The sequence below is a fragment of the Streptomyces sp. NBC_01166 genome, assembly GCF_045039765.1.
Taxonomy (GTDB): domain Bacteria; phylum Actinomycetota; class Actinomycetes; order Streptomycetales; family Streptomycetaceae; genus Streptomyces.
Genome location: NZ_CP108613.1, coordinates 3,616,879 through 3,637,150 on the forward strand (window position 1 = coordinate 3,616,879; position 20,272 = coordinate 3,637,150).

General features: G+C 71.8%; 19 protein-coding genes. 9 read left to right on the top strand and 10 right to left on the bottom strand.

What is annotated here, in order from left to right; translation table 11 throughout:
- Window positions 1–39: 39 nt before the first annotated feature.
- A complete protein-coding gene (locus OG379_RS16530; protein WP_405663483.1) occupies window positions 40–1,248 on the bottom strand; it encodes an oxygenase MpaB family protein in 1,209 nt (402 codons plus the stop codon).
- A 336-nt stretch (window positions 1,249–1,584) separates the two neighbouring features.
- On the opposite strand from OG379_RS16530, the gene OG379_RS16535 reads away from it, so the two are divergent.
- Window positions 1,585–3,219, top strand: coding sequence for a penicillin-binding transpeptidase domain-containing protein (locus OG379_RS16535; RefSeq protein ID WP_405663485.1), 1,635 nt, complete (start codon window positions 1,585–1,587; stop codon window positions 3,217–3,219).
- A gap of 31 nt (window positions 3,220–3,250) precedes the next feature.
- On the opposite strand, the gene OG379_RS16540 is transcribed toward OG379_RS16535, so the two are convergent.
- Window positions 3,251–4,000, bottom strand: a complete 750-nt coding sequence (locus tag OG379_RS16540; RefSeq protein WP_405663487.1) for a GntR family transcriptional regulator — start codon at window positions 3,998–4,000, stop codon at window positions 3,251–3,253.
- Between the two features lie 169 nt (window positions 4,001–4,169).
- On the opposite strand from OG379_RS16540, the gene OG379_RS16545 reads away from it, so the two are divergent.
- The 7 genes from OG379_RS16545 to OG379_RS16575 all read left to right on the top strand — a co-directional run bounded on the left by OG379_RS16545 (window position 4,170) and on the right by OG379_RS16575 (window position 11,428).
- Window positions 4,170–5,186, top strand: coding sequence for a BMP family protein (locus tag OG379_RS16545; protein ID WP_405663489.1), 1,017 nt, complete (start codon window positions 4,170–4,172; stop codon window positions 5,184–5,186).
- A complete protein-coding gene (locus OG379_RS16550; protein ID WP_405663491.1) occupies window positions 5,183–6,811 on the top strand; it encodes an ABC transporter ATP-binding protein in 1,629 nt (542 codons plus the stop codon). The genes OG379_RS16545 and OG379_RS16550 overlap by 4 nt, the downstream gene beginning before the upstream one ends.
- Window positions 6,812–6,875: 64 nt before the next feature.
- Entirely contained in the window at window positions 6,876–7,997 is a 1,122-nt protein-coding gene (locus OG379_RS16555; RefSeq protein ID WP_405663493.1) for an ABC transporter permease, read from the top strand.
- Entirely contained in the window at window positions 7,994–8,917 is a 924-nt protein-coding gene (locus tag OG379_RS16560; RefSeq protein ID WP_405663496.1) for an ABC transporter permease, read from the top strand. Before OG379_RS16555 ends, OG379_RS16560 begins: the two co-directional genes overlap by 4 nt.
- A 48-nt stretch (window positions 8,918–8,965) precedes the next feature.
- The gene (locus tag OG379_RS16565; protein WP_405663498.1) at window positions 8,966–9,961 is read left to right on the top strand and encodes an ornithine cyclodeaminase family protein; all 996 of its coding nucleotides are present in this window, start codon (window positions 8,966–8,968) and stop codon (window positions 9,959–9,961) included.
- A 109-nt stretch (window positions 9,962–10,070) separates the two neighbouring features.
- Window positions 10,071–10,580 (top strand): YbaK/EbsC family protein, encoded by a 510-nt coding sequence (locus OG379_RS16570; RefSeq protein WP_393758665.1) that lies wholly within the window; start codon window positions 10,071–10,073, stop codon window positions 10,578–10,580.
- Window positions 10,577–11,428, top strand: a complete 852-nt coding sequence (locus tag OG379_RS16575) for an EamA family transporter (protein ID WP_405663500.1) — start codon at window positions 10,577–10,579, stop codon at window positions 11,426–11,428. Before OG379_RS16570 ends, OG379_RS16575 begins: the two co-directional genes overlap by 4 nt.
- Before the next feature lie 21 nt (window positions 11,429–11,449).
- Here the strand turns inward: OG379_RS16575 and OG379_RS16580 are convergent, their stop codons facing one another.
- From OG379_RS16580 to OG379_RS16605, 6 genes are all read right to left on the bottom strand, one after another.
- On the bottom strand, window positions 11,450–11,932 hold the full coding sequence (locus OG379_RS16580; RefSeq protein ID WP_405663502.1) for a GNAT family N-acetyltransferase: 483 nt from the start codon (window positions 11,930–11,932) through the stop codon (window positions 11,450–11,452).
- Window positions 11,933–11,965: 33 nt separating this feature from the next.
- Window positions 11,966–12,760, bottom strand: coding sequence for an SDR family NAD(P)-dependent oxidoreductase (locus OG379_RS16585; RefSeq protein ID WP_393758659.1), 795 nt, complete (start codon window positions 12,758–12,760; stop codon window positions 11,966–11,968).
- Window positions 12,757–13,917, bottom strand: coding sequence for a serine hydrolase domain-containing protein (locus tag OG379_RS16590; protein WP_405668533.1), 1,161 nt, complete (start codon window positions 13,915–13,917; stop codon window positions 12,757–12,759). Before OG379_RS16590 ends, OG379_RS16585 begins: the two co-directional genes overlap by 4 nt.
- A 77-nt stretch (window positions 13,918–13,994) precedes the next feature.
- Window positions 13,995–14,765, bottom strand: coding sequence for an energy-coupling factor ABC transporter ATP-binding protein (locus tag OG379_RS16595; protein ID WP_405663506.1), 771 nt, complete (start codon window positions 14,763–14,765; stop codon window positions 13,995–13,997).
- Complete coding sequence (cbiQ, locus tag OG379_RS16600; protein ID WP_405663508.1) at window positions 14,762–15,523, bottom strand: cobalt ECF transporter T component CbiQ; 762 nt, start codon at window positions 15,521–15,523, stop codon at window positions 14,762–14,764. Before cbiQ ends, OG379_RS16595 begins: the two co-directional genes overlap by 4 nt.
- A gap of 1 nt (window position 15,524) precedes the next feature.
- The gene (locus OG379_RS16605; protein ID WP_405663510.1) at window positions 15,525–16,577 is read right to left on the bottom strand and encodes an energy-coupling factor ABC transporter permease; all 1,053 of its coding nucleotides are present in this window, start codon (window positions 16,575–16,577) and stop codon (window positions 15,525–15,527) included.
- A gap of 176 nt (window positions 16,578–16,753) precedes the next feature.
- On the opposite strand from OG379_RS16605, the gene OG379_RS16610 reads away from it, so the two are divergent.
- Entirely contained in the window at window positions 16,754–17,113 is a 360-nt protein-coding gene (locus OG379_RS16610) for an SsgA family sporulation/cell division regulator (protein WP_405663511.1), read from the top strand.
- A 124-nt stretch (window positions 17,114–17,237) separates the two neighbouring features.
- On the opposite strand, the gene OG379_RS16615 is transcribed toward OG379_RS16610, so the two are convergent.
- On the bottom strand, window positions 17,238–19,454 hold the full coding sequence (locus OG379_RS16615; RefSeq protein ID WP_405663513.1) for an MMPL family transporter: 2,217 nt from the start codon (window positions 19,452–19,454) through the stop codon (window positions 17,238–17,240).
- Window positions 19,455–19,573: 119 nt separating this feature from the next.
- Window positions 19,574–20,146 carry a TetR/AcrR family transcriptional regulator gene (locus OG379_RS16620; protein WP_393758647.1) on the bottom strand — a complete coding sequence of 191 codons (573 nt, stop codon included), beginning with the start codon at window positions 20,144–20,146 and terminating at the stop codon, window positions 19,574–19,576.
- Between the last annotated feature and the right edge of the window lie 126 nt (window positions 20,147–20,272).

The following is a 20,272-nucleotide window of genomic DNA, read 5'->3' on the forward strand; positions in this document are numbered from 1 at the left end:
TGAGGCCGAGGGGTGAAGGCCTGTGGGGCCGGGGGCGGTTCAGCTCGTCGGCCTGTTCCCGGTCGGGATCGTGATCGGGGTGGTCGTCCCGGAACCGCCCTTGTTGAGGAACAGCATGGCCACGGCGCGCAGGAACTGGTCGAACATGTAGAAGGCGCCGGGCATGACGGGCGACAGTCCCTCACGGAACAGGATGAAGGCCGGCCACACGGTGCGGACGAGGGCCGCTGCCGCGTAGTCGCGCGGCAGTTTCAGCCAGTCGCCGACCTCGTTGCTCAGGGCGTAGCGCACGAACTCGTTCAGGAAGCCGCGCGTGACACCGAGATCGATCTCCGCGGTCAGGCCGAGCAGCACCTCGGCCAGGTCGAGACCCTCGGGCGTCGGGGCGAGGATCGGGGTGAGGACCTGCGCCGACTGCGCTTCCGCGGCCGCCCAGGTCTTCGGGATGTACTCGGTCGGCACCCCGAGCAGATAGATGGCGACCTGCCAGGAGTGCAGGAACGCCTCCTCGTCCGCGGCCGACATCGGGATCTTCCAGTCACGCATCTTCCTGTGCACGTAGGTGCCCAGGCTGTGGAAGGTGACCAGGATGTCGGCGACGCTGATCGGAATGGTCTGGTCGGCGCCGTTCTTCCAGTGCGGCGACTGCGGCAGCAGGTGACGCACCGCTCCGTGCACCAGCCGTGTCTTGTTGGCGGTGACGATGAACTGCCCGCTCGGCTCGAAGGCGCGCAGCTGGGACAGGTCGTAGCCGAACGTGAACGTCTTGGCCGCACGGTCCTTCATGTCGGCGCCGCCGAAGGACCAGTAGACGCTCCTGGCCTCCCGCGGGATCACGGTGCTCATGATCCCGCTGCCGAGGCCGTAGAGCATGAACAGGTAGGTGTCCTTGCGCCGGTTGAAGTCGGCGGCGCGGGTCAGCTTCGCGGTGTCGGCCCAGGCGGGCAGCTTGTTGAAGGTCCGCAGATGCGTGGTGAGGGCGGCCGGCAGTCCGCTGGGCAGCGGGTCACCGTTGTTCACCCACTTCTCCATCGCGGTGTTGACCGACGGGATCTGGCCATTCTCGAGCAGCGACACCATGAGGGGGTCCGTCGCGCTGTCCCACACGTACTCCGGATCGGCTCCCGAACCGGTTCCGGCCACCGAGTCGGCCGACGCCCAGGCCCACGCCTTGGCGGGGGCCGCCACACCCACGAGGCCGAGCGCGGCACCGAGCGACAGGATGCTTCGCCTGTTGAGATCGTGCATTTACTTACCCACTTCCCAGCTGGACCAGACGGCGCTATGCGCCTTTTCTGGCTTGCGAGTTGCACTGCCTCCACGTTCCGGATCGTGCTGAGTCATGTGATTCTCGATTAACATAGCGACGCATGCCACCGTGGGCAATGGTCGTGACCGACACCGCGCCACCGGACCTCCGCGATGCACGTACACACCGAGGTCGGAGCGCCGCGGCGAGGCCTCCGGGGCGCATCCCGGTCCGGTAACAACCCCCTCAGGGCCCACTCCCGTCCCGTAAAGTGCCGAGGGAACGCTCTTCTTGAACATGTTCAAGAAGAGCTCCTGGGGAGGGGGACTGCACAGATGCGCAGTGGAGCGAAGGTCGCCGTGGTCGGCGGAGTGTTCGTGCTGGTGGCCGGAGGGCTCGGCTACGGCGTGTACGAGGTGGTGCTCGGAGGGAGCGAGTCCGGGGGGATAGGGAACGCCTCCGAGTCCTCCGAGGTGAAGACCGGGCCTCCGGACAAGGAGGAGACCGAGGAGACCGCCAAGGGCTTCCTCGAGGCGTGGGCGTCGGGTGACGCGTCGGCCGCCGCCCTGCTCACGAACAACGAGTCCGTCGCCGAGCCGCTGCTGGCCGGTTACGCCGACGAGGCCCACGTCACGAAGGCGGTGATCACGCCGGGTGCCGCCGTCGGCACGAAGGTGCCGTACACGGTCAAGGCGACCGTCTCCTACGACGGGAAGACCAAGCCCTGGTCGTACTCCTCCGAGCTGACCGTGGTGCGCGGCCTGACCACCGGTAAGGCGCTCGTCGACTGGCAGCCCGCGGTGATCCATCCGCAGCTGACCGAGGGGGCGTCGCTGAAGACCGGCGAGTCCTCCTCGGCGGCGATCGAGGCCGTCGACCACGACGGCAAGGTGCTCGACAAGGAGACGTACCCGTCGCTCGGTCCGATCCTGGACTCCCTGCGCGAGAAGTACGGCGACAGGACAGGCGGTTCACCGGGGATCGAGACCTGGATCGAGCCTGCTGACGAGCAGCTTCCGGACACCACGCTGCTGACGCTCGCCAAGGGGAAGCCGGGCAGGCTGCAGACGACGCTCGACGCGGGCGCCCAGGCGGCGGCGGAGAAGGCGGTCAAGCAGTTCAGCGGGGCGTCGGTGGTCGCCGTGAAGCCGTCCACGGGCTCCATCCGCGCCGTCGCGAACAACCCGGCGACCGGCTTCAACGCGGCGATGCAGGGCAAGCAGGCGCCCGGCTCCACGCTGAAGATCATGACCGCCGCGATGCTCCTGGAGAAGGGCCTGGTCACGGCGGGCGGGGCGACGGAGTGTCCCAAGGACGTGATGTACCAGGGCCGCTCCTTCCACAACCTGGACAACTTCGAACTTCCTGCCTCCAGCAGCTTCTCCACCAGCTTCGCCCGCTCGTGCAACACCGCTTTCATCAAACTGATCGACGACACCAAGGACGACGCCGCACTCGCCAAGGAGGCCCGGGACGTCTTCGGAATCGGCCTGAACTGGCAGACCGGCGTGGTCTCCTACGACGGCAGCGTGCCCGAGGCCACCGGCGGTGAGGCGGCGGCGCAGTACATAGGCCAGGGCACCGTCCAGATGAACGCACTCAACATCGCGTCCATCACCGCGACTGCCCGCACAGGAACGTTCCACCAGCCAGTGATCGTCCCGCAGTCCCTCGACGACCGTCAGCTCGCCACCGCGTCCCGTTCGCTCTCGCAGAACGTCACCGGGCAGCTGAACGACATGATGCGGGCCACCGCCTCCTGGGGCACCGGCAAGGAGGCCATGGCCTCGGTCGGCGGCGACAAGGGCGCCAAGACGGGCTCCGCCGAGGTCGACGGGCAGTCCACGTCCAACAGCTGGTTCACCGGCTTCAGCGACGACCTCGCGGCGGCGGCGGTCGTCCAGTCCGGCGGCCACGGCGGCGACGCGGCCGGCCCGGTGGTGGCGGCGGTGCTGCGCGCGGGTTCGTAGCGGACGTCCGGACGGCCGGGCCGGAGGCGGGTCACGCCTCCGGCCCGGCCTGCTTTCCCGTGTCACCCCGTCCGCGTCGCCGGCGGGCGGCGATCGCCTCCGGGTCGATCTCCGGGCGGGACCACCGCTCCGCGAGGGCGAGACTGGTGGCACGGCCGTCCGCGACATGCTCATGGGCCAGACGGGCCGCACGGTCGGCGTCGCGGGCGGCGATCGCCTCGTACATCCTCTGATGTTCCGCGCACTGCTGGGCGGGGTCCCGCTGGGCCGTCAGGCGGAAGAGCCAGTGCATGCGCGCCTCCAGAGGCCGCATCACCCCGCTGAGCAGCGCATTGCCGGCGAGTTCGACGATGTCGGTGTGAAAGGCCGCGTTGGCCGCGGCGATCGCGGCACGGTCGTGCGCGCGGGTCGCGGCGCGGGCCGCCCCGAGGCCGTCCGCAAGACGGGCCAGCCCCTCCTCGTCCGCCCGCTCCGCGGCCAGGCGGGCCGCGAGGGACTCCAGCGATTCACGTACGTCGAAGAGGTCGCGCACGTCGCCGGGCGTGAACGGCGCGACCAGTGCGCCGCGGTGCGGTACCAGCAGCACGAGCCCGTCGGCCGCCAGGAGCCGCAACGCCTCGCGCAGCGGGATGCGCGAGACCTCCAGCTCGGCGGCCAGGTCGCGCTCGACGAGCCGCTCCCCCGGCTGGAGTTCGACCTCGATGATGCGCCGCCGCAGCGTCTCGTACGCGAGATCGCGCAGCGAGGGGCGTCCCGCGTCGGACGGTCGGGCTGCTGTCACCAAGGCTTTCCTCCGGTATCGGAACGGTCCCACCGTATGCGGATCACCAGCCGGGTCCGCTACTGCTAACCGCTCGCTAACACGGTGGCAACAAACGGCGCGGAAACTGGGGCGCCATAGCGGTATACCACTAACCGGCTCGCGGGCCCCGTCCCCTGGAGGCATCCCAGTGGCACCTTCCCGACCCCTCCCCTCCCCCGTCGCGGTCGCCGCGGCCGTCGTGTCCGGGCTGCTCCTGCTGACCGCCTGCGGCGGGTCCTCCGCGGCCGACGGCGGGGGCAAGGACGACGGCAAGCTCAAGGTCGGCGTCCTCTTCCCCGGTTCGCTCTCCGACGACGGCTTCATGGGCTCGGCCCACCTCGGCTACCAGCGGGCGGAGAAGCAGCACGCCGGCACGGTGGAGTTCAGCAAGGTCGAGCAGGTGGCGACCGCGGACTACGAGAAGGCGCTGGTCCGCTTCGCCACCACCTCCGACCTCGTGATCTCCCTGGGCGGGCAGACCGACGCCGACGTACGCAACGTCGCGGCGCGCTTCCCCCAGGTGAAGTTCGCCGAGATCGGGGGCCCCGCCGACGGCGAACCCCTCGCGAACCTCGCGCTGTACGACCCGCAGCAGGCCGAGGCGGCCTTCCTCTCCGGGGCGGCCTCCGCGCTGCTCTCCAGGAGCGGGAAGGTCGGATTCATCGGCGGGGCGGAACTCCCGGCGATCGTGAACGCCGCCAAGGAGTTCGACAGGGGCGCGGAGGCCGCCGACCCGCAGGTCGAGGTCCTCCCTCCGCAGTACGTCGGCGACTTCAACGACGTCGCCAAGGCCAAGCAGTCCGCGCTCGCCGACTTCGGCGCCGGCGCGGATGTCCTGGGGCAGGTCCTCAACCTCGGCCACAAGGGCGTCGCCCAGGCGGCCGGCCAACGCGACGGAGCACTCATCGGCGGCCCGATCGCCCACGCCTGCGGCAGCGATCCCGCGTACGCCGGGTATGTGGAGACGGACATCGGCGCCGAGATCGAGTACGCGGTGGATCACCTGGTCGCCGGTGACTGGAAGGCGGAAGCCGTCCACTTCGGGCTGACCTTCGAGGAGCCGCACAACGACATCGTGCTCTGCGCCGAAACCGACCCGGCGGTGGGCGAGAAGCTCGACGAGCTGAAGCGGAAGATCACGGCCGGCGAGATCACCACCCGATGAACACCGCCGCTCCCGCGCTGGAGATATCCGGACTCACCAAGTCCTTCGGCACGATGCGGGCCCTGGACGAGGTGGACCTCGTCGTCGAGTCAGGCACCGTCCACTGCGTGCTCGGCGAGAACGGCGCGGGCAAGTCGACCCTGTGCCATGTCGTGGGCGGTTCGCTGGTCCCGGACGGGGGCGGCCTCCGCCTGTACGGCTCGCCGTACGCCCCCCGCCGGCCCGCCGACGCCCTCGCCGCCGGGATCGCCATGGTGCACCAGCACTTCAGCCTCGTACCCACCCTGACCGTCGGCGAGAATCTGCGCCTGCTGCGGCTGAAGGACCTGCCGCGCCGGGTGGCGCGCGTCCGCGAGGAGTACGGACTCGATCTGGACCTCGGCGCGAAGGTGAGCGAGCTGCCCGTCGGCGTGCGCCAGCGGGCCGAGATCGTCAAGGCCCTGCTGCGGGAGCCCCGGCTCCTGGTGCTGGACGAGCCGACGGGCGTGCTGGGCCCGGCCGAGACGGACGCGCTGCTGGCGACCTGCCGCCGGATCGCCGATTCGGGTCACGCGGTGGTCCTGGTGACGCACAAGCTCGGTGAGGTGGCACGGGCCGGAGACGCGGCGACCGTGCTGCGCGGCGGCCGGGTGTCCGGTGGCGGACCGCTGGCCGAACTGCCGCCGGAGCGGCTGGTCCCGCTGATGATCGGCCGGCCCGCCGGCTCGCTGGACGCAGGGCTCGCCGGGACGATCGGGCTGGCCGCCGACGAGGACGCCGCGGAACCGGACGGGGACGCCCCGGAGACAGTGGCCTCCGTCAGCCGTCGGGAAAGGTCCGGCACTCCGACGCAGGCGCTGCGTCTGTGCGACGTCAGCGTACGGCGCGCGGACGGGACCACCGCCCTGGACGGCGTCTCCCTGGACGTCGGGCACGGGGAGATCGTCGGGGTCGCCGGAGTCGAGGGAAACGGTCAGAGCGAGCTCATGGCTCTGCTCGGCGGCTCCCTCGCCCCCGCCGCGGGGCGCGTGGAGCTCGGCGGACGGAACCTCACACGTACGGCACCGCGTGAGCGGAGCCTGGCGGGACTCGGCGTGGTGCCCGAGGACCGGCTCCACGAGGGATGCGTGCCACCCCTGCGGGTGGCCGACAACCTGTTCCTCGGCCGGCTCGAACGGTTCCGCCGGTACGGGGTGCTCCTGGACCGGCGGGCCATGGACCGTGCCGCGGACTCGGTGCTCACCGAGCACGGGATCCGGGCCGAGGGCCCAGGGGCCCTGATGTCGTCGCTGTCCGGCGGCAACCAGCAGAAGGTCGTGCTGGCGCGGGAGTTGGCACTCGACCCGCTGATCTGCCTGGCCGCGGCCCAGCCCACCCGCGGCCTGGACATCGGAGCGGTGGGCGCCGTGCACTCCCGTATCCGTGGCGCGGCCGCGGCGGGGACCGGCGTGCTGGTGGTCTCCAGCGAACTGTCCGAACTCCTCGCCCTGTGCGACCGGATCACCGTGGCGTACCGGGGGAAGCTGCTGGGTCCCGTCGACCCTGCGGAGCCGGACGCCCGGGAACGGATCGGCGCCCTGATGCTCGGCGCGCACGCACCTGGTTCCGGAGCGGAGAGCGCGGTCCCTGCCGCCGCCGAGCGCTGAACCCGTCCCCATCCGGCACCTCCGCCCGCCCCGGACGTGTGCCCTGACATCTCAAGGAGCCGCCATGCCGCCCCCTCCCCTCCCTCTGTCCCGCCCCGCTCCCGCTCCCGCCCCCGCCCGCCCGGCACGCACCCGCGTCGCTCCGGTCCTGACGCACCCCGTCGCCGTCGGTGTCCTCGCGGTCCTGCTCGCCGGCGCGGTCGGTCTCGGCCTCGTGAAGGGTGCCGGAACAGAGCCCTCGATCGCCTGGGACGCCCTCGTCGAGGGCATGTTCGGATCGCCTTACGCCGTCGGGAGCTCCCTCAACTCGGCGGCCGTACTGGCCCTCATCGCCACCGGGTTCACCGTGGCCCACCGCGCCGGGCTGGTGAACGTGGGCGGCGAGGGGCAGCTGTGCGCGGGAGGGCTCGCCGCCGCGGCCGTGGCACTGACGCTGCCGGCCGGCATCCCGGCCGTGCTCGGTGTGCCGCTGGTCCTCGTCGCGGGATGCCTGGCGGGCGGTGTCTGGGCCGGGATCGCCGGATGGCTGCGGGCGAAGAGGGGCACCAGCGAGGTCATCACCACGCTGCTGCTCAACTTCGTCGGCGTGGGGCTGGTCTCGGTGGCCGTCCACGAGGAGGCGCTGCTGCGCCAGCCCGTGACCTCGTCCGAAACGCTTCCGCAGTCCGCGCCCCTGCCAGAAGGCGCCCGGCTGCCGCTGATCGGGGGCATCGAGTCCCCCGCGACCGCGATCGTCGTGATCGCGGCGGTCGCAGCCGTGGTCACGGGTGTGGTGCTGCGGCACACGGCCGTCGGGCTGCGGCTGCGGTCCGTCGGCCACTCCCCCGCCGCCTCGGCCCGGCTCGGACTCCCCGTGGCACGCCTGGAGACGGGCAGCCTGGCCTTCGCCGGCGCCGCGGCGGGGCTTGCCGGCGCGGCCCTCGTCGCCATCGCCCCGTATGTGCTGGCCGAGCACTTCTCCTCCGGCTACGGCTTCTCCGGACTGGTGGTGGGACTGCTCGCCAGGGGCTCGCTCACCGCCGTGGTGGCCGTGTCGCTCCTCTTCGGCTTCCTCACCAACGGCGGCATCAACCTCCAGCTCGCGGCCGGGGTCCCCGCCTCCTCCGTGCAGATCGTGCAGAGCCTGCTCGTCCTGTTCGTCGCCGCGGCCATGTTCGGAACCACACGCAACGGGAGGGCCTCATGAGCGCGGTCGTGGAGGAGCTCGCCTCCGGCGGGGTGCGCCTGGCCGTACCTCTCCTGCTGGCCTCCTCGGGAGAGCTGCTGAGTGAACGCGCCGGCGTCCTCAACCTCTCCGTCGAGGGCATGATGCTGACCGGCGCCTTCGCGGGCGCGGCAGGGGCCCTGGTCTCGGGGAGCGCCGGTGTCGGCGTACTGGCCGCGCTGGCGGCGGGGCTGCTCTTCGCCACGCTCCAGGCCCTGCTCAGTGTCGTCCTGCGCGCGGACCAGATCGTCACCGGCATCACCGCGAACGCCCTCGCACTCGGTGCGACGACATACGGCTCCCGCGTCCTCTTCGGCGACGGAGCGGCGGACTCCGTGCCCGGTTTCGACCCGATCGCCGTCCCCGGCCTGCACCGCATCCCCGTGCTGGGGCCGGCCCTCTTCGAGCAGACCGCCCTCGGCTACGCCGCCTTCGCCGTCGCCGCGGTTCTGGCGCTGGGATTCAGCAGGCGTACGGGGTGGGGTCTGGCGGTCGACGCGATCGGGGAGGACGCCACCACGGCCGACCGCTGCGGCCTTCCGGTGCGGGCCGTCCGGTTCGCGGCCGTGCTGCTCACCGGAGCCGTATCGGGCCTGGCGGGTGCACAGCTGGCCCTGTCGGAGGTGCACGCCTTCAGCGACAACATCACCGGCGGCATCGGCTACCTCGCGGTCGTCGCGGTGATCGCGGGCCGCTGGCGGGCCTGGCCCACGATCGTCGCCTGCCTCTTCTTCGGCGTCGCGCAGTCGCTCCAGTTCGTCGCACCCGCGCTGGGACTGCATCTGTCCGCGCCCCTGCTGACCACACTGCCGTACGTCATCGCGCTGCTCGCGGTGAGCGGCCTGGTCGGCCGCAGCCGGGCACCGTCGGGGCTCACCGTCCCGTTCCTGCGCGGCACCTGACCGCCGCCGTCGTCCGCACCCGCACACCTCCCCCTGAGGACACACGACATGACGCTGATCCTGACCCGCTCCGACATCGCCGCGCTGCTCGCGGACGTCCGGGAGGACGTCGAGAGGGCGGTGGAGAGCTGTCACCTGGACCTGGCACTGGGCAGGGCCGTCCTGCCGCCCCCGCCGGCCATGCGGCTCCCGGGGTCGGACGGGACGTTCCTCGCGATGGCATCGGCTTCCGCTCCGGCAGGTCTCGCCACCGTGAAGCTTCTGGCGGACCTCCCCGCCAACCGTGAACGTGGCCTGCCCGTGCAGCGGTCGTCCGTCCTGGCCGTGTCCGCGGACACCGGTGAGTGCGAGGCGCTCCTCGACGGGGCCGAGGTCACCCGCGCGAGAACCGCCGCCGCCACCGCCGTCGCCACCCGGGCCCTCGCCAGGAAGGACGCACGCGTCCTGGGTCTCGTCGGCACCGGCCCGCTCGCCCGGGCCCACGCCCGCGCCCTGCTGCCGGGCCGCGCGTACGAACGGATCGTGCTGTGGGGGCGCGATCCCGGCCGGAGCCAGGAGCTGGCCGCCTGGATCGGCGCGGAGCTCGGCGTGGACGCGCACGTGCTGGCCGGGCCCCGGGCCGTGACCGAGGCCTCGGACGTCCTGTGCACGCTGACGCCGTCCCGGGAACCGCTGATCCGGGGCGCGTGGCTCTCCCCCGGCCAGCACATCAACGCCGTGGGCGCCCCGCCACGCCCCGACCACCGGGAGATCGACACGGAAGGCGTCGTACGCTGCCGGATCGTCGTCGACGCCTGGACGACGGCCCGGGAGAAGTCCGGCGAGGTGCTGATCCCGCTCGCCGAGGGCGCGCTCGGCGAGGACGACTTCCGCCGCGAACTCGGCGACGTGCTCACGGGATCCGTGCCCGGCCGGACCGCGGACACCGACCTCACACTCTTCAACTCGGTGGGTGTCGGACTCCAGGACCTGGCCGTGGCGCGGCTGCTCATGGACGCCGCGGCCGTGCGAGGGGCGGGCACCCGGATCGACCTGAGCAGCTGACCCGGGGACGGGGGCGGGATGCCCCCGCCCTCGGGGTCGTGAGGACCGGCACAGCACAGCCGGGGGAAACACGTGGTCCGCCACCAGGACCGTTCAGTAGCGTGCGGGTATGAGCACTTCCGGGACCACCCCCTCCACGACCTCGTCCGATGCCCACCCCCGGTTCGCCGAAGCACTGCGGGAGCTGGGCCTCGACGTCGAGGTACGCCGCTTCCCCGACGCCACGCGCACCGCGGTCGAGGCCGCCGCGGCGATCGGCTGCGAGCTGAGCCAGATCGTCAAGTCCCTGATCTTCGAGGCCGACGGCGTGCCCGTCCTGGTCCTGATGGACGGCTCGTCCCGCGTGGACGTCGAGCGCGTGAGGGCCGAGCTCGGCGCCGGAAAGGTCAAGCGGGCCGGAGCCGATCTGGTCCGGGAGACCACCGGGTACGCGATCGGCGGGGTCCCGCCCTTCGGGCACCGTACGAAGACCCGGGTGCTGGCCGACCGGGGCCTGCTGGACCACACGACGGTCTGGGCGGCCGCGGGCACCCCGCACACGGTCTTCGCGCTCGACCCCGGGAGCGTGGTCGAACTCGCGGGCGGCACAGTGGTGGACGTGCGGGAGGACACGGCGTGACCCCCCTGGTGGCGGCGGCCGTCCTGGCCGCCGCGATCACGCACGCCAGCTGGAACGCCATCGCCCATGCCATACGTGACCAGTTGGTGTCCTTCACCCTGATCTCCGGCGGCGGGGCGCTGATCGGGCTCGTGCTGGCCTGCTTCGCCCCGCTCCCGGCCGCCGGCGCCTGGCCGTACCTGCTCGTCTCCGCGGGTCTGCACGTGGCGTACATGCTGCTGCTGATGCGCTCGTTCACCCTGGGCGACTTCGGCCAGATGTATCCGATCGCCCGGGGCACGGCCCCCCTCGTCGTGACGGTCCTGGCCGCCGTGTTCGTCGGGGAGCGCCCGGACGGCTGGGCGACGGCGGGCGTCGCCGTGGCCTCGGCGGGGCTCGTCGGGCTGGCGCTGTGGGGCATCCGGGGCTCCGGCAAGCGTCCCCACTGGCCGGCGATCCTGGCGGCCCTCGCGACGGGTCTGGCCATCGCCGGCTACACGACGGTCGACGGTGTGGGGGTGCGCGCCTCGGGAACACCGATCGGCTACATCGCCTGGCTGATGATCCTGGAGGGGGTCGCCATCCCCGCCTACGCGTTCTGGCGCCGCCGGGGTGAACTGGTCCCCCAGCTCGCCCCGTTCGCCGCGCGGGGGCTGCTGGGCGCGACCCTGTCGGTCGCCGCGTACGGTCTCGTCCTCTGGGCGCAGACGAAAGCGGCGCTCGCTCCGATCGCCGCGCTCCGCGAGTCCTCGATCATCGTGGGCGCCGCGATAGGGACCCTGTTCTTCAAGGAGCGGTTCGGGGCTCCGCGGATCGCCGCGGCCGGGCTGATGGTGGTCGGCATCGGCCTGATGCTGCACACGAGTTGAGCGGTCCGGGCCGGCAGGGCGTCACCGTGCGGCCGATGCCGCCAGCTCCACGACCACCTCGCCGTCCTCCTCCTCGCCCGTGGGCCGGAAGCCGAGCGAGGTGTAGAGGTGTCCGGCCGCCGTGTTGACGGGATCGTAGGAGAGCCGGAGCACCTCGCAGCCCTCCTGCTCCGCCAGCCACGCGGCCAGCGTGCGTACGGCGGCGCGGCCGACACCCCGGCCCTGTTCGGGGCCGTCGACGAGCATCCCTCCGAGCCAGTACGAGCCGTCCTCGTCCCTGGCCCACATCACGTGCCCGGTCACGGCGTCGTCCCCGTACACCGCGAGCGAGTGCCAGGTGTCCTCGCGCAGGGTCAGCAGCAGATAGCGGGCGGCCAGTGCGGGAGCGTGGGCACGCTGGGCGTCGAGGGGCGCGATGTCGGCGACCGCACGCCAGTTGGCGTCGTCGACCGGGCGCAGGGTGACGCGCCGGCCGGTCCGGTCCGTGAGTCCGTGGTCGATCATCCGGGCAGGGTAGGCAGCGGTCCGGGGCCCCGGCTACCGGGTTTCCCTGTCCCCGTCCATGGCCGCGCGGAAGGCCGTGTTGACGGCGAGCAGGCCGCCGTCGACCCGCAGCGTGGTGCCGGTGATCCAGGCCGCGTCCGGGGAGGCGAGGAAGGCGACGGCGGACGCGATGTCGTCCGGTTCGCCGACCCGCCCGAGCGGGTAGAGCGCGGCGGCCCGCTCCAGCTCGGCCTCACGGCCCGCCCAGGCGTCCGTACGGATCGTGCCGGGCGCGACGAGGTTGACGCGGACGCCGCGGGGCCCTGCGTGGCCGGCGAGGGTCCGGGTCAGGCTGGCCAGCCCCGCTTTCGCGGCGCTGTAGGCGTGGCCGCCGAAGTCCTGTTCGCCGTTGACCGAGCCGATGTTGACGACGGAGCCCCGGCCGGAGGCCACCAGGTGCGGCAGTGCGGCGCGGGAGCAGCGGTACGGGCCGCCGAGCGTGATGTCGAGGCTGCGGGCCCAGGGTTCGTCCGCCTCGTCCTCGAAGAGCGGGGCGTCCACGTGGTCGGCGTAGGCGTTGTTGACCAGGACGTCGAGCCTCCCGAAGGCGGCGACCGCGTGGGCCACCGCCGCCTCGACCGCCGCCCGGTCGCCCACGTCGCAGGCCAGGGCCTCGGCGGTGCCGCCCGTCCCGCGTATCCCGGCCGCCGTGCGCTCGGCGCGGCCGGCGTCCAGGTCGGTGACGAGGACGGCCGCCCCCTCGGAGGCGAGCCGACGGGCGGTGGCCGCCCCGATGCCCTGTCCCGCGCCCGTGAGGAGCGCGGCGTATCCGTCGAGGCGAGGAGTCATAGCGCCGACCGTACTGCCCGGACCAGGGCCTGGGCACGGGGATCGGCGGTAACTCCCTTCTGCAGACCGTTCGTCACATAGCCGAGCGCTATGCCCGTTTCGGGGTCGGCGAAGCCCAGCGAACCGCCGCGGCCGGGGTGCCCGAACGACCCCGGGCCGAGCAGCGGCGCCGCCGGGCCGTGCAGCATGTAGCCGAGGCCGAAGCGGGTGCTGACGACCAGCACACGGTCCGGCCCCGCGGACTCCTCGGTGCGGGCCAGGGTGAGGGTGGCGGGCGCGAACAGCCGCTCTCCGTCGACCTGGCCGATCATCGCGGCGTAGCAGCGGGCGAGGCCGCGCGCGGTGGCGACGCCGTTGGACGCGGGGAGTTCCGCCGCGCGGTAGTCCGGGGCGTTCTCGTCGGGGAAGGGGTCGATCGCTCCGAAGGCGCGGCGGGTCAGCGAGGCCGGATCGGCGTAGGCGTCGACGACGGAGCGCTTGGGACGCATGCGCAGTGCACCGCTGCCCTCGGCCGGCGGGGGCTCGACGGGGCCGATCCGCCCGATGCGGTGCGCCTCGTCGGCCGGGAGCCCGAACCAGAAGTCCAGGCCGAGCGGGCGTGCGATCTCCTCCGCGACCCAGCGGCCGATGGTCCGCCCGGTGACCCTGCGCACCAGTTCTCCGACGAGCCAGCTGTAGGTCTGGGCGTGGTAACCGTGGTCGGTGCCGGGCTCCCACTGGGGCCGCTGGGCGGCGACGGCCGCGGCTCCGGTGGTGCCGTCCGCCGCCTCCTGGGGCGTCAGCGCCCGGTCGAGGGCGGCCAGCCCGGCCCGGTGGGCCAGAAGGTGGCGTACGAGGACACGCTCCTTCCCGTTCGCCTTGAACTCCGGCCAGTACGTGCCGACGGGGGCGTCGAGGTCGACCTGTCCGCGCTGGTGCAGCAGCAGCGGCACGGCGGCGGCGACACCCTTCCCGGCGGAGCGGACGATCTGGACGGTGTCCACGGCCCAGGGTTCGGTGCCGTCGACGTCTCTCGTACCGGCCCACAGGTCCACGACCTTGCGGCCGTGCCGGTAGAGGGCGACGGCCGCTCCCCGTTCGCCGCGCTGTTCGAAGTTACGGACGAAAGCGTCCCGTACCGCCTCGAATCCCGGCTCCACCGTGCCCCGTACGTCCACACCTGCCACCGCGCTCCCGCTCATCCCCCCATGGTGCATCGCGCAGCAGGTGGAACGGGTGGCGGGTCACCCCCTGTTCACGAACGCGGTACGGACACGGAACGCGGGTCGAAGCCGAAGGGCAGCTCCAGCCGGTGCCTGCGCATGAGGTCTTCGTCGCACAGGAGGTCGTAGGTGCGGTCGTCGGCGGCGATCACCCCGTCGCTCAGGATGACGGCGCGCGGGCAGAGTTCGAGGGCGTACGGCAGGTCATGGGTGACCATCAGCACGGTGACGTCCAAGGAGCGCAGGATGTCGGCCAGTTCACGCCGGGATGCCGGGTCCAGGTTCGACGAGGGCTCGTCCAGGACGAGGATCTCCGGCTCCATGGCGAGGACGGTGGCGACCGCGACCCGGCGGCGCTGGCCGAAGGAGAGGTGGTGCGGGGGCCGCCCGGCGTACTCCTCCATGCCGACCTGCTTGAGCGCGGTCATGACCCGCTCCTCCAGCTCGGGGCCGCGCAGTCCGGCCGCCGCGGGCCCGAAGGCGACGTCCTCGCGGACGGTCGGCATGAAGAGCTGGTCGTCGGGGTCCTGGAAGACGATGCCGACACGGCGGCGGATCTCGGCGAGGTGCCGCTTCTCCACCGGCAGCCCGGCGACCCGGACGGTGCCGGCGCCCGCGTCGAGGATTCCGTTGAGGTGGAGGACGAGGGTGGTCTTGCCCGCGCCGTTGGGGCCGAGCAACGCCACGCGTTCACCGCGGGCCACGGTCAGATCGACGCCGAAGAGGGCCTGGTGGCCGTCGGGGTAGGCGTAGGCGAGGCCGCTGACCTCGAGGGACGGGGCGGGGGCGGTGGGCAGGCTCATACGGTCCATCCCAGCAGACATACGACGAGGGCGAGCACGGGGAGGGCCGCGGCGTGCGCCCACTCGGTGCGGGAGGCGGTCACCTCGTCGATCACCGGCATGGTGCCGGTGTAGCCGCGGCTGACCATCGCGAGGTGGACGCGCTCGCCGCGCTCGTAGGACCGGATGAAGAGGGCGCCCGCCGTCTTGGCGAGGATGCTCCAGTGCCGCACCCCGCTCGCTTCGAAGCCCCGGGAGCGCCGTGCGATCGACATCCGGCGCAGCTCGTCGGTGATGACGTCGCCGTACCGGATCATGAAGGACGCGATCTGGACGAGCAGCGGCGGCAGCCGGAGCCGCTGGAGGCCGAGCAGCAGGGAGCGCAGCTCGGTGGTCGAGGCGAGGATCACCGAGGCGGCCACGCCGAGGGTGCCCTTCGCGAGGACGTTCCAGGCGCCCCAGAGCCCGGGGACGCTCACGGAGACGCCGAGCAGCTCGGTCTGCTCCCCCGGCACCACGAATGGCATGAGCAGCGCGAACGCCACGAACGGCACCTCGATGACCAGCCGCTTCAGCAGGAACCCGGCGGGGATCCGGGCCACCGCGGCGACGGCGGCGAGCAGCACGGCGTACAGGCCGAAGGCCCAGACGGCCTCGCGTGGGGTGGAGACGACGACCACGACGAAACAGAGGACGGCGGCGAGCTTGCAGTGCGGCGGCAGGGCGTGGACCGGTGAGTGCCCGTGCCGGTAGAGCTTGTGTGCGTGACCCGCGCCCATGTCAGACGGACTCGGTGGTGCGGGACTCGGGAGCCGCCGGCGTACGGCGTCGGCGCACAACCCAGAAGACGCCGCTGCCGACGGCGACGGTGACGCCGACGCCGATCACCCCGGCGAGGCCGCCGGAGACACGGGCGTTGCTGATGTCCTTGACGCCGTAGCCGGCGAGCGGGGAGCCCGCCGCGTCGTGTTCCTGGACCTTCTCGTCGATGCCCTTGTCGGCGGCGACCTTCTCCAGGCCGTCGGGGTTGGCGGAGGCGTAGAAGGAGACGAAGCCGGCGAGGACGAGCGCGGCGACCAGGCCGGCGGCCCAGACCCTGCGCGTGGAGCGGGCGGCCGCGGGTGCGGGGGCCGGTGCGGCCGGTGCGTCGACGAGTTCACCGTCGACACGGAGCTTGAGCGGGGCGGCGAGTCCGCGCGCCCCGTGCACCAGGTCGGGACGCACGGCGATCACGGCACCGACGGTCAGCGCGGTGATCGCCGCCTCCCCGATGCCGATCAGGACATGGACGCCGACCATCGCGGTGAGCACCTTGCCGATGGGTACGTCGGTGGTGCCCCCGATCGCGTAGATGAGGGTGAACGCGACGGCGGCGGCCGGCACGGAGACGAGCGCGGCCACGAAGGCGGCGGCGGTCGTCGAGCGGCGGGTGCGGGGCAGCACACGGGTCAGCCCGCGGAAGAGCGCGTAGGCGACGACGGTGGTGACGACCCCCATCACCGTGATGTTCACGCCGAGCGCGGTGAGGCCGCCGTCGGCGAAGAGGATGCCCTGCATCAGCAGGACGACCGCTATGCAGAGCAGCCCCGTGTAGGGGCCGACCAGGATCGCGGCCAGGGCCCCGCCCAGGAGGTGTCCGCTGGTGCCGGCCGCGACCGGGAAGTTCAGCATCTGCACGGCGAAGATGAACGCGGCCACGAGCCCTGCCAGCGGGGCGGTCCTCTCGTCCAGTTCACGCCGGGCGCCGCGGAGACCGACGGCGACCGCGCCTGCGGCGACGACACCTGCGACGGCGGAGACGGGTGCGTTGATGAAACCGTCGGGTACATGCATGGAGTGGCTCCGCTTCGGGCGTTACTGCTGCGGGGTCGGGAAACGCTCCATGATAGAGCCCTGTTGCAAATAGTTCGCAAGAGCGCAGGGACGACAACTACGCCAGCCCTCAACATGCCCAAATGGGAATATATGGGACATTAGGGGGAGAGATTTTCACACAGGAGGAGCCGGCCATGTCCCTCGTGATCCAAGAACACGCCCGAGCCCGGCTCATCACCGACGGCCCGGACCCCCGGCGGGTCCCCGTCGAACTGCGCTACGACCCCGAGGAGCCGCAGACCGTCCAGGTCCGGCTTCCCGGCGCCGACCGGACCTTGGGCCTCGACCTCCTGGAACGCGGGCTGCGCTCCCCCGTCACCCGCGGCGACATACGGATATGGCCGTGCGGCCGGGCCCAGCTGATCCTGGAACTGCACTCGACGGACGGTGTCGCCGTCTTCCAGTTCGACATCGCCCCCGTCATCCGCTTCCTGTCGCGGACCCGCGCACAGGCGGCGAAGCGCCCGCCGGCCGCCACCACCACCCCCGCCTGAGCAGGGATGAGCCCCCGTGCCGCGTGCACGGGGGCTCATCGTCGCCCCGGCCCCCCGTCCCCACAGGTAACCGGCGCTCCGGGGCCGCGCTCCGCTCGGACGCGCGCCCCGGGGTCTCGGTGCGTCAGGCGCGGATCAGCTCCCGCTCCCCGCCGCCCTCGGCCGGGCCGCCGGCGGAGAGGTCCTTGCGCAGACCCTCGCCCTCGACGTCCACGTTGGGCAGCGCACGGTCCAGCCAGCGCGGCAGCCACCAGGCACGCCTGCCGAGCAGGGCGAGCACGGCCGGCACGATGGCCATGCGCACGACGAAGGCGTCGAAGAAGACGGCGATGGCGAGCGAGAAGCCGATCATCTTGATCATCTGCTCCGAGGAGCCGATGAAGCCGGCGAAGACGGCCATCATGATCACGGCGGCTGCCGTGACCACCCGGGCCCCGTGCTTGAAGCCGGTGACGATCGCCTGTCCGGGCGTCTCCCCGTGGACGTACGCCTCGCGCATCCGGGTGACCAGGAAGACCTCGTAGTCCATCGCGAGGCCGAAGACCACGCCGACCATGAAGATCGGCATCATGCTCATGATCGGACCGGTCTGTTCGACCCCGAAGAGCGATCCGAGCCAGCCCCACTGGAAGACCGCGACGACGGCACCGAGAGCCGCGACCACCGAGAGCAGGAAGCCGAGGGCCGCCTTCAGCGGAACGAGGACCGAGCGGAAGACCACCATCAGCAGCAGGAACGCCAGGCCGACGACGAGCGCCAGGTAGGGCAGCAGCGCGTCGTTCATCTTCTGCGAGAAGTCGATGTTCATGGCCGTGGCGCCGGTGACCAGCACCTCGGCACCGGTCTCGCTCTTGACGGTCTCACCCGCGTCACGGATGGCGTGGACCACGTTCTCCGTCTCGACGGAGCTCGGCCGGTCCTTGGGGATGACCGTGATGGTCGCGGTGTCGCCGGCCTTGTTGAAGGTGGCCGGCGTGACGGCGGCGACGCCGCCGGAGCCTTCGATCTCGTCGGAGACCCTGTTCACCGCGGCCTTGCCGTCGGAGCTGTTCCTGGTGTCGACGACGACCATCAGCGGACCGTTGAACCCGGGGCCGAAGCCGTCGGAGAGCATGTCGTACGCCTGGCGCTGCGTGGTCGACTTCGGCTGGGCGCCGTCGTCCGGGAGCCCCATCTCCAGCGAGGCGGCCGGTACGGCGATGGCGCCGAGGCCGATGACGCCGGCCAGCAGGACCCAGACCGGCCTGCGCAGCACGAACCGTGCCCAGCGGGTGCCCATGTTCGGCTTCGCCTCGGGCTTGTTCTCCGCCTCGGCGGCCTTGCGCGCCCGGCGTCCCATGACCCGCTTGCCCGCGAAGCCCAGCATCGCCGGCACGAGGGTCAGCGCGATGAGGACGGCGATGGCGACGGTGCCCGCGGCGGCGAAGCCCATCTTGGACAGCATCGGAATGTTCACGACGGCGAGGCCGACCAGGGCGATGACCACGGTGAGGCCCGCGAAGACCACCGCGGACCCGGCCGTTCCGACGGCCCGCCCGGCCGCTTCCTCACGTTCCCGGCCCTCGGCCAGTTCGGCCCGGTAGCGGGAGACGATGAAGAGCGCGTAGTCGATGCCGACCGCGAGACCGATCATCATCGCGAGCGTCGAGGTGGTGGAACCCAGGTCCAGGACGTTGGCGAGCGCGGTGATCGTGGAGACCCCGATGCCCACCCCGATGAGGGCGGTCAGCAGCGGCAGCCCGGCAGCGATCAGCGAGCCGAAGGTGATGACCAGGACGACGGCCGCGATGGCGACGCCGATGATCTCGGTGGCGCCCGTCTCCGGCATCACCTGGAGCGCGTCACCACCGATCTCGACCTTCATGCCGCTGCTCTGCGCGTCGTGGCCCGCGTCCTCCAGAGCCTCACGCGTCCCGTCGGTGAGCTCCATGGAGCTCACCTTGTAGGAGACGGAGATGTACGCGGTGGAGCCGTCCTTGCTGACGGCGTTCGCCTGGTACGGGTCGGCGACCGAGGCGATCTGGTCCGAGCCGGACTTCAGCTCGCCGACGATGTCCTGGATCTCGGCCTTGTTGGCGGCCGCGGTGACCGTCTCGCCTTCCGGCGCCTTGAAGACGACCCGGGCGGTCGCGCCGTCGGCGCTGCCTCCGGGGAAACGTTCATCCAGCAGGTCGAAGGCGCGCTGGGCCTCCGTGCCGGGGATCGAGAAGGAGCTGGAGGTGGCGGTGGCCGCGGAGGTGGCGCCGAATCCGGCCAGCGCCAGCAGAGCCACCCAGATGAGGGCGACGTAACGGCGGCGCCGGAAGGCGAGCCGTCCCAATTTGTACAGGAATGTAGCCACGGAGGGGTACTCCCGGTCAGGTCGTGGAGTGGAAGAGGGCGTGAGGAACCAGCCCGACGACGAGAGCGGCGTGTCAGGTGGAGCGTCGGGGAGACAGGTCGTACTGGAAAAGGGGGACGTCAGACGCCGAGGGCGGGGAACACCACGGCTTCCGCGTAGTCGGTGAGGAACGCCTGGTCGACAGGGCGGTCGTCGACCAGTTCCCGGGCGGCAAAGGCACCGATCATCATGTGCGGCACATAGGGAAGCGCAGGATTGTCCGGCCGCACTTCCCCTCGGTCCACAGCCCGCTGGAGCATCGACCCGAGACCGGTGATCTCCGGCTCGATCAGCAGCTCGCGCAGCGCCTGGAACAGATCGGGGTTGTTGTGGACGGCATGGCTCAGACCCCGCAGCAGTGCGGAGTTCTTCTCCATCTTGCAGTCGTCGGTCTGCCCCATCACGGCCAGGAAGTCACCGCGGAGCGAACCGGTGTCGACATCGGCGAGGTGCACCGGCTTGTCGTTCCGGAGCGCCTTGACGACCAGCTCGGCCTTGCTCCCCCACTGGCGGTAGAGGGTGGCCTTGCTGGAATGGGTGCGGGCGGCAACGGCGTCCATGGTCAGGGCTTCATAGCCGACCTCGCCGAGCAGGTCGAGCACGGCGGAGTACAGCTCGCTCTCGCGTTCGGGCGTGAGCCGGCTGCGTGCCATGGGTCGACCTCCTCTTCCTTGCGTCCGCTGGATCGTACGTCAGCCGAAGATCAACTAACGGAACGAAACTGTTTCGTACACCTTGACCGTACTCCTCTCCCCAAGCGAAACGAAACAGTTTCGCTT